Genomic DNA, 14,822 nt, shown 5'->3' with positions numbered 1-14,822 from the left:
CCGGGCGAAGGCGGTCAAGCACTTGCCCGCAGCGGTCCGCCTGGCTGCGAGCCAGGCGACGCACCGCCAACACGCAGCAGTTGCGCGTACCTTGTACACGGTTGGGGCCGCAGCATACGCTCAGACCAGGCCACGGCCGACGCCCCTTCTGGAGGGAACCCGATGACACTCGAACACCCCGTCGCGCTCGCACCCGCCGACCGGGCGGTGCAGCTGCTCGGCGGCGATCTCACTGAGAAGAGCCTGCGACTGCATCTCGAGGGGCTGAGCGGTGTGGATGCCGTCGGCCTCGAGCAGCGAGCCGCCTCGCTCGGCACGCGCTCCATCAAGACGACGTCGAAGGCCTGGGCCATCGACACCATCATCCGGTTGGTCGACCTCACGACGCTCGAAGGCGCTGACACTCCAGGCAAGGTTCGTTCATTGGTGGCCAAGGCCCTGCAGCCCGACGCCTCCGACCCCGGTTGCCCGAGGCCTGCCGCAGTGTGCGTGTACGGCGACATGGTGCCGATCGCGGTCGACGCCCTTGGGGCGAACCAGGGGCTCGACACCGGCGGCATCAACGTCGCCGCCGTGGCGACAGCCTTCCCCAGCGGTCGTGCCTCGCTCGCCGTGAAGCTCGCTGACACCCGTGATGCCGTGGCAGCCGGTGCCGACGAGATCGACATGGTGATCGACCGAGGAGCGTTCCTGTCGGGCCGCTACGGTCGCGTGTTCGATGAGATCGTCGCGGTGAAGGAAGCCTGCCGCCGTGACGACGGCAGCTACGCGCACCTCAAGGTGATCCTCGAGACCGGCGAGTTGAACACCTACGACAATGTGCGACGGGCGTCATGGCTGTCGATCCTCGCCGGCGGCGACTTCATCAAGACCTCGACCGGCAAGGTCTCTCCGGCGGCGACGCTGCCGGTGACGCTGCTGATGCTGGAAGTCGTGCGCGACTGGCACCGCCTGACGGGCGAGCAGATCGGGGTGAAGCCCGCGGGCGGCATCCGAACTTCCAAAGACGCCATCAAGTACCTCGTCACGGTGGCCGAGACCGTGGGAGAGCAGTGGCTCACTCCGCACCTCTTCCGCTTCGGCGCTTCGAGCCTGCTCAATGATGTGCTGCTGCAGCGTCAACGCCTGCGCAGCGGCCACTACAGCGGCCCCGATTACGTCACCGTCGACTGAACGAGTTGGAAGCAGACACCATGGGATTCCTCGAGTACGCGCCCGCGCCCGAGTCGCGCAGCATCTTGCAGCTCCGCGATCGATACGGGCTGTTCATCGACGGCCAGTTCGTCGACGGAAGCGGTGACCCCTTCACGACGATCTCGCCGGCGGACGAGCAGCCGATCGCCGAGATCGCGCGCGCCGATTCTGCGGATGTCGACAAGGCCGTCGCCGCGGCTCGCCGTGCATACGACCAGGTGTGGTCGCGCATGCGCGGCAGCGACCGCGGCAAGTACCTCTTCCGCATCGCCCGGCTCGTGCAGGAGCGCGCTCGCGAACTCGCCGTCGCAGAGAGCCTCGACAACGGCAAGCCCATCAAGGAGAGCCGCGACGTCGACGTGCCGCTGGTGGCGGCCTGGTTCTTCTACTACGCGGGCTGGGCCGACAAGCTCGATCACGCGGGCCTCGGAGCCGACCCCAAGGCGCTCGGAGTCGCGGGGCAGATCATCCCGTGGAACTTCCCGCTGCTCATGCTCGCCTGGAAGATCGCGCCCGCGCTCGCGGCAGGCAACACGGTGGTGCTGAAGCCGGCCGAGACCACCCCGCTCACTGCGCTGCTCTTCGCCGAGATCGTGCAGCAGGCCGATCTGCCACCGGGGGTTGTGAACATCGTGACCGGCGCTGGAGACACGGGCGCCGCGATCGTCGATCACCCGGACGTCGACAAGATCGCATTCACCGGCTCGACCGACGTCGGCCGCGCCATCGCCCGCTCGACCGCGGGCACGGGAAAGAAGATCACCCTCGAACTCGGCGGCAAAGCGGCCAACATCGTCTTCGACGACGCGCCGATCGATCAGGCGATCGAGGGCATCGTCAACGGCATCTTCTTCAACCAGGGCCATGTCTGCTGCGCCGGCAGCCGCCTGCTGGTGCAGGAGAACATCCACGACGAAGTGATCGACCGCCTCAAGAGCCGACTCTCGACGCTGCGGCTCGGTGACCCTCTCGACAAGAACACCGACATCGGCGCGATCAACTCGAGCGAGCAGCTCGAGCGCATCCGTCAGATCTCCGCCATCGGCGAAGAAGAGGGCGCCGAGCGCTGGACCGCGCCCTGCGAGCTGCCGAGCCAGGGGTTCTGGTTCGCTCCGACGATCTTCACCAACGTCTCGACGAGCAACCGCATCGCGCGCGATGAGATCTTCGGCCCCGTACTCTCGGTGCTCACCTTCCGAACGCCCGATGAAGCGATCAAGAAGGCGAACAACACGCCGTACGGCCTGTCGGCCGGCGTGTGGAGCGAGAAGGGTTCGCGCATCCTCGCGGTCGCGGATCAGCTGCGCGCGGGCGTCGTCTGGGCGAACACCTTCAATCGGTTCGACCCGGCATCGCCGTTCGGTGGCTACAAGGAGTCGGGCTTCGGGCGCGAGGGCGGCAGGCACGGGCTCGGCGCGTACCTCGCACCCGCTTCAGCGCCCGCGCGCAACCGGGTCCTCGCACCGACGGATGCCGGAGACGACGCGGGCCGCCCATCGCTCGAGACTCAGCCGGCGGCAGGCGCCACCGGGGCATCCGAGTCGGGGGCCTCCAGCGGTGAAAGCAAGCCGAAGTCGTCACGCTCGAAGAAGGGGGAGGCGAAGTGAGCCGTCTCGCAGTGCCCAAGACGTACAAGCTCTACATCGGCGGCCAGTTCCCCCGGAGCGAGTCGGGCCGCAGCTATGAGATCGTCGGAGCCGGCGACCGATTCCTCGCCAACGCAGCGAAGGCGAGCCGCAAGGACGCCCGTGACGCGGTGCGAGCGGCTCGCGCCGCACAGCCGGGCTGGGCTCGAGCGACCGCCTATAACCGCGGGCAGGTGCTGTACCGGATCGCCGAGGTGCTCGAGGGCCGGCGTGGGCAGTTCGCCGACGAGATCGCGGCCGTCGAGGGCGTCGCGGACGCCGAGGCGCTGGCCGAGGTCGATGCCGCCATCGACCTCTGGGTCTGGTACGCCGGCTGGGCCGACAAGTTCGCGCAGGTGATGGGCAATGCGAACCCTGTCGCCGGCCCGTACTTCAACATCTCGGTTCCGGAGCCGACCGGAGTGGTCGCCGCCGTCGCTCCGCAATCGCGGGGCACGAGCCTGCTTGGCATCACAGCCGTCGTCGCGCCCGCGATCCTCAGCGGCAACAGCATCGTCGTCGTCGCGAGCGAGCGAGCACCGCTCAGCGCGATCAGTCTCTCGGAAGTGCTCGCCACCAGCGACGTTCCCGGGGGAGTGGTCAACGTGCTGACCGGGTCGCCGGCCGAGATTGCTCCGTGGCTCGCCTCGCATGCAGACGTCAATGCGCTCGACCTGTGCGGCGCCGAGCGGCTCGAATGGGTCGATCTGCAGATCGCGGCGGCGCAGACGTTGAAGCGGGTGCTGACCCCCGAGCCCGGAGTCCCCGCTGCGACGCTCGAGCGCATCGGGTTCTTCACCGAGACGAAGACCGTCTGGCACACCAAGTCGATGCTCTGACACCGGCACCGCAGCCGGTGCGCCCCGAATTGGGCATGTAACGAAACGGTAACGTTCGCGCTAGAGTGACGGCACCCGCAATGGAGCGGGCGCTGACCCGGAAGCGATCGATGCCAGACACTCCTTACCCTTCCCGCCCCAGTACCGCTGCCCAGCGAGCGTCCCGGCTCGGACGCCGCTCGCCGGTCTTTCGGCGCCGTTCGGCCGTGACGAGCATCGCGGTCGGGCCCGAGCGTCTGAAGCGCGTCGCCCTCCTGCTGCTCTCGCTCGCCCTGCTCGTCGGAAGCGTGCTGCAGCTCGGCGGCACGGGGTCGGTGCACGCGGCTGGAACCCTCGAGATCCTCCGAGCACCTGGCGAGGCCGGCATGGTGGCGGCGCATCGCGGTGACCGCTCCAACGCTCCCGAGAACACCCTGCCGGCGTACCTGGCCGCCCTCGATTCAGGCGCTCAGCTGCTCGAGACCGATGTGCGCCTCACCGCTGACGGAGTGCCCGTGCTCATGCACGATGCGACTGTTGATCGCACCACTAGCGGTTCGGGCTGGGTCTTCGCGCTCGACTCCGATGCCGTTCGTGCTCTGGATGCCGGGTCGTGGCACGCCGAGGAGTTCGCAGGCACCCCGGTTCCGACCCTCGCTGAACTGCTGACGATCGCCGCGCCGACTGAGGCGATCCTGCTGCTGGAGCTCAAGGGCCGATGGGGCGCCGAGGGTGTGCGTCTCGTTCGCACCCTGGTCTATGAGCACGGGATGCATGACCGAGTGATGCTCGCCAGCTTCGACCGGAAGACTCTCCGGCAGGCGCAACTGCAAGCCCCTGAGCTGCCGCGAATCGTCGTGACATCGGGCGTTCCTCGCCGACCGCTCGAGCTCGTCGAACAGTACGAGGCATCCGCGTTCATGACTCGGGCGAAGTCGCTCATCGAGCACGATCGGCTGGTCGACGATCTGCACAGCGCGGGCGTCGCCGTGATGGTGTACACGCTGAACACACAGGACGACTGGGCTGCAGCGCTCGCGCTCGGCGTCGATGCGGTGGTGACAGACGCGCCGCGCGACCTCCGGTCCTGGTATGGAGGCGCGGGATGATCGCCCTTCGAGCGCCGTGGCAGATCGCGCCCTGTGGGGGCTCGGAAGGCTTGGCTCACGTCGGCTCGCAGGCCATGATTGAACGCGGACCCGGGAGGAGCTCATGGGCGCAACAGACCGCGGCGCTGGCCGCAGGGTCGCTTTCCTCGGCGATGGACTGGTCGCCGACGGCCGCTGGCAGGAGTGGGTGCCCGACTACGACGTCTCGAACCTCGGCATCCCCGATGCCAAGGTCGAGCAGGTGCTCGAGGCGCTCGACAGAGTCGTCGACGATCAGCCGGATGCTGTCGTGCTGCTGGCCGGGCCGACAGACTTCGACCGGCGCGGCAGCACGGTCGAGCATGTCGTGCGCACTCTCGAGTCGATCCTCGTCGAGGTCCGACGGCGACTGCCCGGCGTGCGGCTGCTGCTGATCTCGGTCGTGCCGGGCGATGAGCGAAGTGCCGAACGCCGCCGCGAGGCGAACCGCCATCTATGGCAGTTCGCGGCGACGGTGCGCGCCCAGTATCTCGATCTGTGGCCGGCGCTGAGCGACAAGTCCGGCGCGCTGCCCGCCGAGTACCGGGGCCAGGGCGGTGGTCTCTCCGCTGCCGGGTACGACGCCTGGGTCGCGGAACTCCGTCCCGCGCTCGAGCGGCTCTGGGACGGCCCTCCCATGAGTCGGCCGATCAGCATCGTCGAGCTGTAGCGGTGCGACGGCTCGTCATCGCCTTGCTCGTCGCAGGCGGGCTGCTCGCCGCAGCCGGCACGCCGGCGACGGCGGGGGCAGCGGCTGCGGCGCCGGTGTCGGCGCCCGCGTCCGAGGCGGGGAACGCGTCAGCGAACGCCGCCTCTGCGCTGCCGGCAGACGTGAACGACTTCGGGTTCGACCGTTTCGAGGCCGACTACGAACTGGGCGTCGACGACGACGGGCGCTCGACGCTCCGCACCACCGAGACGCTCGTCGCGCGCTTCCCCGAGCGCGATCAGAACCGCGGCATCCGCCGATCGATCCCGACCTGGTACGACGGCCACCCCACTGATCTCACGGTCGAGAGCGTGACGGATGCCGATGGCAACGACCGCGCTTTCGAACTGGAGGAGGACGACGAGGTGATGCACATCACCATCGCCTCCAACGACTACGTGCACGGCGTGCAGACGTACGTGATCACATACACCCAGCGCAACGTCACGCGGTACTTCGCCGACACCGCTTCCGACGAGTTCTACTGGGACACCAATGGCCTCGACTGGCCGCAACCGTTCGCGGTCGTGACCGCCCGGGTGCACCTCGAGGAGAGTCTCGTGCCCCGGCTGACGGGCCTTGCGAGTTGCTACCGCGGCGCCGAGGGCTCGAACCAGCGCTGCGACATCGTGCAGAACGGCAGCACCTTCGAGGCCTCGGCTTCCGGCATCCGCCCATACGAGAACGTGACCATCGCGATCGGCTTCGAGGAGGGCACGTTCACGCCCCGTGACAATGGCTATTTCGCGAGCTGGGCAGGCTGGGCGCAGTTGCTCGGCACGCTCCTCGCTCTGGCTGGGCTCGTCTGGGGCGGGATCCTCTGGTTCACTCGCACTCGTGACGCAGATGGCCGACCGGTCATCGTCGCCGAGTACGCCCCGCCGAGAGGGGCGACTGTGCTGCTCGCGGCTGATGTCGTCGGCCGCTCGAGCAAGGCGGTGCCGGCGCAGCTCATCGACCTCGCCGTGCGCCGCAAGCTCCGCATCATCGAGGAGCGACCGGAGGCGAGATCCGGTCGGTACGCCGTGGAACTCGTGGACGCCACGGGCATGAACGAGCTCGAGCTCGAACTCGTTCATGCCGTGTTCGGCGAAACGGCGCGCGTTGGTCAGCGCGAGACGCTCTCGAGCAGTGACACGCGGGTCGGCAAGCGCGTGCAGAAGGTGCAGTCGGCCATTCGCAAGCAGACGATCAAGGCGGGCCTCCGGCGACGCACGAGCATGCGAGAACTCATCTGGCCGTTCGTGCTGGCCCTCCTGGGGGCCGTCATCGCGTTCGTGTGCATGATCGCGTTGTTCGACGATGCGCGCGGTGCCTTCTGGCCGCTCCTGCCCGCCGCGGTGGCGGTGCTGGCGGTGATCGGCGCGGCCGCGGCGGTGTTCCGGGCGCCGTTGACCTCGCAGGGCGCGGAGTTCCGCGACCATCTGCGGGGCATGGAACTGTACATCAAGGTCGCCGAAGCCGATCGGCTGCGAACCTTGCAGAGTCCTCAGGGGGCGGAGCGCCGACCGGTCGACCCGAGCGACCGCGAGCAGATGCTGCATCTGACCGAGCGGATGCTGCCATACGCCGTGCTGTTCGGGCAGGAGAAGCAGTGGGCAGCCGAACTGGCGCGCTACCTCGACCGTGAGCCCGATTGGTACTCGGGCAGCGCGCCCTTCAGCGCCGCGGCATTCGCCGGCGGCATAGGCGCGGTGACGTCGGCGGTGTCTTCCGCGTACACGTCGAGCAGCACCAGCGGCGGCTCTTCTGGCGGCGGATCCTCCGGTGGTGGCGGAGGCGGCGGGGGAGGCGGGGGAGTCTGACCGCTCCGCCCCCCGGATCCCGTCGATCCCTGCAGCGGGCGCCGGGTGAATCGACCGGTCTCCATTCGGCATAGGCTTGAAACGATGACCGAGTACCGAACCCCGGCGCGACGACGAACCGCGTTGCTGCCGGCGATCCTTCTGGTGCTCGCTCTGCTGATCGGGGCCGGGTTCAGCGAGACCGACGGGTTCACCGTCGTGCGGTACGTCGTCAGCATCTTCGCCCTGATCATGGTCGTCTTCGCGCTCCAGACGAAGAATTGGGTGTTCCCGCTCCCGCTGCTGGCGATCGCGGTGCTCTGGAACCCGGTCTGGCCCATCGATCTCGCGCCTGACCTGTGGCGGGCGCTGCACTACATCGCCGGAATCGTCGTCGTGCTCGCGGGCGTGTTCATCAAACAGCGCACCGACGTCTGAAACTGCGCGTAGACTAGTCGCAGCACGGCCGCCACCATCCGAGTTCACGGTTGGGTCTGGGGCCGGCCAACAGTTTCTCACCGTCGTTCCTGCCTCCCGGCGAGTCGGCGGTATCGCACCGCAACGGTGGACAGGTGTCCGCCGCCCAGCCATCGCGGGGAGATGGCACGAGGAGGAGCATGGCCATCGGCCAGCGTCAAAGGCAACACAATGGCGGTCGCGCGACCACGCGCCGTCGCGCTCACGGCGACGAGGGCGGGGTCATTCCCGTGCTGGCGAAAGTCGCGCGCGAAGTCGAGGCAGCGGCCCAGCGCGGGCCGCTCAAGTCGGCAGGCCGGGCGAAGTTCCAGGTGGCCGCGCTGCTGCTGCGCGAAGAGCGCGCCCGGGTCAAGCACTCGACCGAACTGACGGATGCCGCGCGCCTGAACGAACAGAAGCGGCTCGACGGCCTCGCCGGCATCCTCGCCAAGACTGCGGCCCGCGACACGTCGCTGATCGCCCTGCTCGGCGAAGACGCCCCGGTGACCACAGCGGCGCGCGAGCTCAAGCGCGACCTGCTCATGGCGGCGGGCGTGGAGTTGAGCCCAGACGATCTCATCATCGTCACCGAGCCGGAACCCGTCGAAGAACGCCCCGCGCGCGACGTGGTGCCCGAGTCGGTGCGACAGTACGAGCGGTACAACCCCTTCCTGGCTCCCGACTTCAGCATCGCTCCCACGTCGAAGCCGCAACTGAGCGGTCGTCTGAACAACTGGGAGCTCATCGACCCGCTGTTCCGCGCGTTCGAATACGGTGCGGGCGGCGGCAGCGCCGTCATGGACCTGCCCGAACCCGGTTCGCTCGATGCGCCGGGCGACCTGCACCTCATGCCGCACCAGGGCCGCTTCATCGAGGCCGCCCGCCAAGGTCACCGCACCTTCCTGCTCGCCGACGAACCGGGCCTGGGCAAGACCGCCCAGGCACTGCTCGCAGCCGAGGCCTCCGGCTCGTACCCTCTGCTGGTCGTCGTGCCCAACGTCGTCAAGATGAACTGGGCGCGCGAGGTGCAGCGCTGGACGCCGCACCGCACCTCCACCGTCGTGCATGGCGACGGCCACGATCTCGACGCGTTCGCCGATGTCGTCATCGTCAACTACGAAGTGCTTGACCGCCACGTCAACTGGCTGTCGAAGCGCGGGTTCAAGGGCATGGTCGTCGACGAGGCGCACTTCATCAAGAACCGCGAGTCGCAGCGGTCGAAGAACGTGCTGTCACTGTCGAAGAGCATTCGTCAGCGGCATCCGAACGCGCTCTTCATCGCGCTCACCGGTACGCCGCTCATCAACCAGGTCGACGATTTCCGCATGATCTGGCAGTTCCTCGGCTGGATCGACGAGAAGAAGCCCCTGCCGGAACTCATGAAGCGCCTCGAAGACACCGAGCTCACTCCGGCAGACTTCGGGTTCTTCGCTGCCGCGCGCCAAGCCGTGATCGACATGGGCATCGTTCGCCGCAAGAAGATCGACGTCGCCGCCGACATTCCCGCCCGGCGCATCGCCGACATCCCCGTCGAGCTCGACGATGATCTCGGGCGTTCGATCCGGGATGCGGAGCGCGCGCTCGTTGCGCGGCTCGTGGAGCGCTACCGCCGCGTGCTTGCGAACCGCGACGAGCAGCCGATCGGCATCGACCACGCGCTCGTGCGCCTCGTGGCCAACGCGGAACTCGAGGAATCGAAGTCGCAGTCGTCGGGCGAGAACGTCTTCACCATGGTGCGCCGCATCGGGCAAGCGAAGGCCGTGCCCGCCGCCGATTACACCGTCAACCTCGCCCGCAACGTCGGGAAGGTGGTGTTCTTCGCCAAGCACATCGACGTCATGGATGCCGCCGAGCAGCACTTCGCGAACAGCGGCCTGCGCACCGTGAGCATTCGCGGCGACCAGACCGCTGTGCAGCGTCAGAAGTACGTCGACGCGTTCACGGAAGACCCGGAGGTCGCGGTCGCGGTCTGCTCGCTGACTGCGGCGGGAGTCGGCCTCAACCTGCAGGTCGCATCCAACGTCGTGCTCGCCGAACTGAGCTGGACGGATGCCGAGCAGACTCAGGCGATCGACCGTGTGCACCGCATCGGTCAGGAACTGCCGGTCACCGCGTGGCGGATCATCGCAGCGCAGACCCTCGACACGAAGATCGCCGAGCTCATCGGGAGCAAGGCCGGTCTCGCCGCGAGGGCTCTCGACGGAAGCGACGCCGAGGTGCTCGCAGAAGGCTCGCTGCAGCTCGAGGCGCTCGTCTCCCTCCTCGAGGAGGCGCTCGCCGAGGCACCCGCGCTGTGAGGTCGCGCCCCGACGGCGTGGCCGCACAGCGGAGCGCCCGGGACGAACGGGCGGCTCGGTACCGTGCGGCGCCTTCGGTGCTCACTGCGTTGCGCACACCTCGCCTTCTCGTGCGCGAGGTGCTCGCCGGGCTTGTTGTCGCGCTCGCGCTCATCCCGGAGGCGATCTCGTTCGCCATCATCGCAGGCGTCGACCCGAGGGTCGGCATCTTCTCTTCGTTCGTCATGGCGGTGACGATCGCCTTCCTCGGCGGCCGACCCGCGATGATCACCGCAGCGACTGGCGCGATCGCCCTTGTCATCGCGCCGGTGGCGCGCGAGCACGGATTCGACTACTTCATCGCGACCGTCATCCTCGGCGGGATCATCCAGTTGCTGCTTGCGGCGCTCGGGGTCGCGAAGCTCATGCGCTTCATTCCTCGAAGCGTGATGGTCGGGTTCGTCAACTCGCTGGCGATCCTGATCTTCCTCGCACAGTTGCCGCACCTCATCGGTGTTCCGTGGCTGGTGTATCCACTGGTCGCCGGTGGGATTCTCATCATGATCGTCATGCCGCGGCTCACAAAGGCGATCCCAGCGCCGTTGATCGCGATCATCGTGGTGACGGCGATCACGCTGACGTTCGCCCTCGCTGTCCCCAACGTCGGCGATCAGGGCGAACTGCCGCGGAGCCTTCCCGAACTGTTCATCCCCGACGTGCCGCTCAACCTCGAGACGCTCGCGATCATCGCTCCTTACGCCTTCGCCATGGCGCTGGTAGGCCTGCTCGAGTCGCTCATGACGGCGAAGCTCGTCGACGAGATCACCGACACCGGCTCGCCCAAGACGCGCGAGTCGTTCGGACAGGGCGTGGCCAACGTGCTTTCGGGTCTCTTCGGTGGGATGGGTGGCTGCGCCATGATCGGCCAGACGATGATCAACGTGAAGGCCTCCGGCGCCCGCACACGCATCTCGACATTCCTCGCGGGCGTGTTCCTGCTCATCCTCGTCGTGGTGCTCGGCGACATCGTCGGCCTCATCCCGATGGCTGCTCTGGTCGCCGTCATGGTCATGGTGTCGGTCGCCACGTTCGACTGGCATTCGATCCGCTGGTCGACGCTGAAGCGGATGCCGAAGAGCGAGACGACCGTGATGCTCTCGACCGTCATCGTCGTGGTCGCGACAAACAACCTCGCCGTCGGCGTGATCGTCGGAGTGGTCGTCGCGATGGTGGCGTTCGCGCGACGCGTGGCCCACTTCGCAACGGTGGATCGGGAGCTGCGCCCGGACGAGACTGTGCCGACCGCGTACTACACCGTCAATGGGGAGCTCTTCTTCGCCTCGAGCAACGACCTCACGACACAATTCGAGTACACGGATGACCCGGAGCGGGTGGTCATCGACATGTCGAACTCGCACGTCTGGGATGCATCCACGGTCGCAGCGCTCGATGCTGTGACGACCAAGTACGAGCAGCAGGGCAAGAGGGTCGTCATCGAGGGCATGAACGAAGCAAGCACCGCGATGCATTCTCGCCTCGCCGGAGGGTTCGACGGCGCAGCCGTCTAGCACTGCGGCCGGCGCCGATAGTGTTGACGCCATGTCGAGATATGTGCGCGTCACGCGCTTCGGCGGGCCTGAAGTGCTCGAAGTCGTCGACGACACCGAACCTCATGCCGGCAGCGGTCAGGTGCGAGTACGCGTGCACTTCGCGGGCGTGAATCCGGTGGATCGCAAGATCTTCGCGGGTGGCGAGACCGCCGCGCGCTGGAACGCCGTGCCCCCGTACATCAATGGCAACGACTATGCCGGCGTGGTCGACCAGGTCGGTGCCGAGGTCGACGGTGTGCGCTTGGGCGACGCGGTCTTCGGTGGCGCCCGGCATCTGGCGCAGGCCGACTACGTGGTGGTCGACGCCGACACCGTGCTGCACAAGCCCGGCGGGCTGAGCATGCAGCAGGCCGGCGCGCTTGACATCGCCGGCCGCGCTGCCATCGCGAGCGTGCGCACGCTGAGGCTCAGTGCGGATGACACGGTGTTCGTGAGCGCCGCCGCGGGAGGGGTTGGCGTGCTGGCGGTGCAGCTCGCACGTCGAGCCGGTGCGACTGTTATCGGCGCGGCGGGTCTGCACAACCACGACTTCCTGCGATCACTCGGAGTCATCCCGGTGCTCTACGGGGAAGGCATGGTCGAGCGCATCCGGGATGCTGCACCGGCCGGCGTCACCGCGGCGCTCGACTACCACGGCGTGGAGTCGATCGATGCGGCGCTTGAGCTCGGCGTGCGGCCCGAGCGCATCAACACGACCGCCGCGAAGACGTACCGCCCCGAACTCGGAATGCACACGGTCGGAGGGCAGGCCGCCACGCCCGCCGAGCTCGAGCGGCTTGCCGGTTGGATCGCTGACGGCTCTGTCGCGCTGCCCATCGAAGCGGTGTACCCGCTCGAGCGCGTGCGAGAGGCCTACCAGCACCTCGCGCAGGGCCACTTGCGGGGGAAGCTGGTGCTCGATCTGGGCGCTGAGAGCGAGCCGACCGGCAGCTGAGAGCCGTCGGGCCTCGCTCTGTCCGAGTAGCCCGAGCGCTCGCTCAGCCGAGCGAGGTCTCGCTCGCCATCACTTCGCGGCCCTCGCTGCTCGGATGCGCGCCCGCCACGTCGATGATCCAGGCGTAGTCGAAGGCGTGTTCCTCCCAGGCGCGATACCGTCCCGAGACTCCGCCGTGCCCCGCGGCCATCTCGGTCTTCAGCAGCGCGTCGGCACCGACTGTCCGCAGCTTCGCGACCCACTTGGCGGGCTCGACGTAGTACACGCGCGTGTCATTGAGACTCGTCACGGCGAGAATGCGCGGGTACTGCTGCTCTCGCACGTTCTCGTAGGGCGAGTACGACTTCATGTACGCGTACGCCTCGGGGCTGTGCAGCGGATCGCCCCATTCCTCCCACTCGATGACGGTGAGCGGTAGCGACGGATCGAGGATCGTGGTCAACGCGTCCACGAACGGAACTCCGGCCAGGATGCCGGCGAACAGCCCCGGCGCCTTGTTCGCGATGGCGCCCATGAGCAGGCCACCCGCGCTGCGGCCCTCGGCGACCAGCCGATCGGGGGACGTGTAGTCCTCGTCGATCAGGTGCTGGGCGCAGGCGATGAAGTCGAGGAAGGTGTTCTTCTTGTGCATCAGCTTGCCTTGCTCGTACCAGTGCCGGCCGAGCTCTCCGCCGCCGCGCACGTGCGCGATGGCGAAGATCATCCCTCGATCGAGCAGGCTGAGGCGGGCGACGCTGAAGCCGGGGTCGATGCTGTGCTCGTACGCCCCGTAGCCGTAGAGCAGCATCGGTGCAGGCGTGCCCGGTGTCACGAGATCCGCCCGGTAGACGAGCGAGATGGGGATCATCGTGCCGTCGTCTGCCTCGGCCCACTCCCTCCGCTGCTCGAACAGCGACGGGTCGTAGCCGCCGAGCACCGGCTGCCGCTTCAGCATCCGCAATTCGCCCGTGTCGATGACGTAGTCGTAAACGGTGGAGGGGGTCACAAAGCTCGTGTATCCCAGGCGCACGACGGGTTGGTGCCACTCCGGATTGCTGCCGACCCCCGCGGTGAACAGGGGCTCGTCGAAGTCGATCTCGCGCAGCTTTCGCTCGCCGCTGGTCGCGATGGCGACTCTGGTCAGGCCGTCGCGACGGTACTCGACCACGATGTGGTCGCTGAAGGCGTCGACGCCCTCGAGACGGATGTCGTCGCGATGGGCCATGAGCACGCGCCGCTCGCCCTGCGGGTCGTCGGCAGAGACGCTCACGAGTTCGAAGTTCGGCGCCTGGTCGTTGTGCACGATGAGCAGCCGCTGCTCGCCATCGACGACCGCATGCTCGATCTCGTACTCCACGCCCTCGCGCCTGGGCCAGACGACCGTGAACTCGCCCTCGGGGTTCTCGGCATCGAGGGTCCATGCTTCGCTGGTCGTGTTCGAGCCCAGTTCGATCACGAGGTACTTGCGGCTGCGCGTCAGCCCCGCGCCGACGAAGAAGCGCTCGTCGGGCTCGTGGAACACCGAGACGTCGGCGCTGCTGTCGCTTCCGACGGCATGACGCCACACGGTGTCGGGGCGCCACGCCTCGTCGACGGTCGTGTAGAACACCCACCGCCCATCCGGTGAGAAGAGCGCACCATGTCCGGTGCCCTCGATCACATCGGGGAGGTCATCACCGATCTCGACGGATGCCGCGGGGTGGTCCTCGGCGACCTCGCCGAGCTTGCGGATCCGCAGCGTGTACCGCTCGTCGCCTTCGACGTCGACTCCATACAGCAGCAGGGACCCGTCGTCGCTCACGTCGAAACTGCCCAAGGAGTAGAAGTCGTGGCCCTCGGCCTCAGCGTTGTCGTCGAGGAGGACTTGCTCGCCGATGAGGCCGTCGTCGCCCTCGGTGATCGTCGGGGGAGCCCAGTCGTCGGGACCGCTGATCGGCGCACGGCAGTGGACGCCGTACTGCTTCCCTTCGAAGGTGCGGGTGTAGTACCACCACTGACCCTGACGTACCGGGACGCTCAGGTCGGTCTCGAGCGTGCGCGACTTGATCTCATCGAAGATCTGCTGGCGCAGTGTCGCGAGGTGCGAGGTCTCCTGCTCGGTGTATGCGTTCTCGGCCTCGAGGTGGGCGATCACGGCCGGGTCGGACTTGTCGCGCAGCCACTCGTACGGGTCGACCACGATGTCGCCGTGGTGGATTCGTTCGGTGGGCATCTGAGGTGCGATCGGCGGCTCCAGCTCCATTCCCTCAGCGTAGCCGCGGGGTGCAACGCGCAGCGAGGACCAAGCAGTGAACGCAGATGTCGTCGCAC

The 14,822-nt window shown here is 67.7% G+C and carries 11 protein-coding genes; 10 read left to right on the top strand and 1 reads right to left on the bottom strand.

The genetic code is table 11. The features are described 5' to 3' along the window. Window positions 1-162 precede the first annotated feature (162 nt). The 10 genes from deoC (at window position 163) to ABV606_RS02590 (ending at window position 12,533) form a co-directional block, all read left to right on the top strand. Window positions 163-1,173: a deoxyribose-phosphate aldolase gene (gene deoC, locus ABV606_RS02635; protein ID WP_281487314.1), complete on the top strand. Its 1,011-nt coding sequence runs from the start codon at window positions 163-165 to the stop codon at window positions 1,171-1,173. 20 nt (window positions 1,174-1,193) lie between these two features. Beyond that, a complete protein-coding gene (locus ABV606_RS02630; protein WP_353988759.1) occupies window positions 1,194-2,801 on the top strand; it encodes an aldehyde dehydrogenase family protein in 1,608 nt (535 codons plus the stop codon). After that, complete coding sequence (locus ABV606_RS02625) at window positions 2,798-3,658, top strand: aldehyde dehydrogenase family protein (protein WP_353988243.1); 861 nt, start codon at window positions 2,798-2,800, stop codon at window positions 3,656-3,658. Before ABV606_RS02630 ends, ABV606_RS02625 begins: the two co-directional genes overlap by 4 nt. A gap of 206 nt (window positions 3,659-3,864) precedes the next feature. Next, a complete protein-coding gene (locus ABV606_RS02620) occupies window positions 3,865-4,746 on the top strand; it encodes a glycerophosphodiester phosphodiesterase (protein WP_353988242.1) in 882 nt (293 codons plus the stop codon). 103 nt (window positions 4,747-4,849) lie between these two features. After that, window positions 4,850-5,434, top strand: coding sequence for a GDSL-type esterase/lipase family protein (locus ABV606_RS02615; RefSeq protein WP_353988241.1), 585 nt, complete (start codon window positions 4,850-4,852; stop codon window positions 5,432-5,434). Window positions 5,435-5,436: 2 nt separating this feature from the next. Then, entirely contained in the window at window positions 5,437-7,278 is a 1,842-nt protein-coding gene (locus ABV606_RS02610) for a DUF2207 domain-containing protein (RefSeq protein WP_353988240.1), read from the top strand. An 84-nt stretch (window positions 7,279-7,362) separates the two neighbouring features. After that, a complete protein-coding gene (locus tag ABV606_RS02605; RefSeq protein WP_353988239.1) occupies window positions 7,363-7,695 on the top strand; it encodes a DUF6804 family protein in 333 nt (110 codons plus the stop codon). 179 nt (window positions 7,696-7,874) lie between these two features. Continuing rightward, entirely contained in the window at window positions 7,875-10,010 is a 2,136-nt protein-coding gene (locus ABV606_RS02600; RefSeq protein ID WP_281487320.1) for a DEAD/DEAH box helicase, read from the top strand. Window positions 10,011-10,087: 77 nt separating this feature from the next. Further along, window positions 10,088-11,557, top strand: a complete 1,470-nt coding sequence (locus ABV606_RS02595; protein WP_353988238.1) for a SulP family inorganic anion transporter — start codon at window positions 10,088-10,090, stop codon at window positions 11,555-11,557. A 31-nt stretch (window positions 11,558-11,588) separates the two neighbouring features. Then, window positions 11,589-12,533 carry an NADP-dependent oxidoreductase gene (locus ABV606_RS02590; RefSeq protein ID WP_353988237.1) on the top strand — a complete coding sequence of 315 codons (945 nt, stop codon included), beginning with the start codon at window positions 11,589-11,591 and terminating at the stop codon, window positions 12,531-12,533. 43 nt (window positions 12,534-12,576) lie between these two features. Here the strand turns inward: ABV606_RS02590 and ABV606_RS02585 are convergent, their stop codons facing one another. Beyond that, window positions 12,577-14,754, bottom strand: a complete 2,178-nt coding sequence (locus tag ABV606_RS02585; protein WP_353988236.1) for a S9 family peptidase — start codon at window positions 14,752-14,754, stop codon at window positions 12,577-12,579. Between the last annotated feature and the right edge of the window lie 68 nt (window positions 14,755-14,822).

Source organism: Ruicaihuangia caeni (genome assembly GCF_040536845.1).
Taxonomy (GTDB): domain Bacteria; phylum Actinomycetota; class Actinomycetes; order Actinomycetales; family Microbacteriaceae; genus Ruicaihuangia; species Ruicaihuangia caeni.
Note: the sequence above shows the minus strand (reverse complement) of the source record. Positions and strands in the feature narration are given on the sequence as shown.

Excerpts from the sequence above, each read along its gene's own strand:
- ABV606_RS02585 (WP_353988236.1), bottom strand. The coding sequence starts at position 14,754 with ATGGAGCTGGAGCCGCCGATCGCACCTCAGATGCCCACCGAACGAATC.
- deoC (WP_281487314.1), top strand. The coding sequence starts at position 163 with ATGACACTCGAACACCCCGTCGCGCTCGCACCCGCCGACCGGGCGGTG.
- ABV606_RS02630 (WP_353988759.1), top strand. The coding sequence starts at position 1,194 with ATGGGATTCCTCGAGTACGCGCCCGCGCCCGAGTCGCGCAGCATCTTG.
- ABV606_RS02590 (WP_353988237.1), top strand. The coding sequence starts at position 11,589 with ATGTCGAGATATGTGCGCGTCACGCGCTTCGGCGGGCCTGAAGTGCTC.
- ABV606_RS02605 (WP_353988239.1), top strand. The coding sequence starts at position 7,363 with ATGACCGAGTACCGAACCCCGGCGCGACGACGAACCGCGTTGCTGCCG.
- ABV606_RS02615 (WP_353988241.1), top strand. The coding sequence starts at position 4,850 with ATGGGCGCAACAGACCGCGGCGCTGGCCGCAGGGTCGCTTTCCTCGGC.
- ABV606_RS02600 (WP_281487320.1), top strand. The coding sequence starts at position 7,875 with ATGGCCATCGGCCAGCGTCAAAGGCAACACAATGGCGGTCGCGCGACC.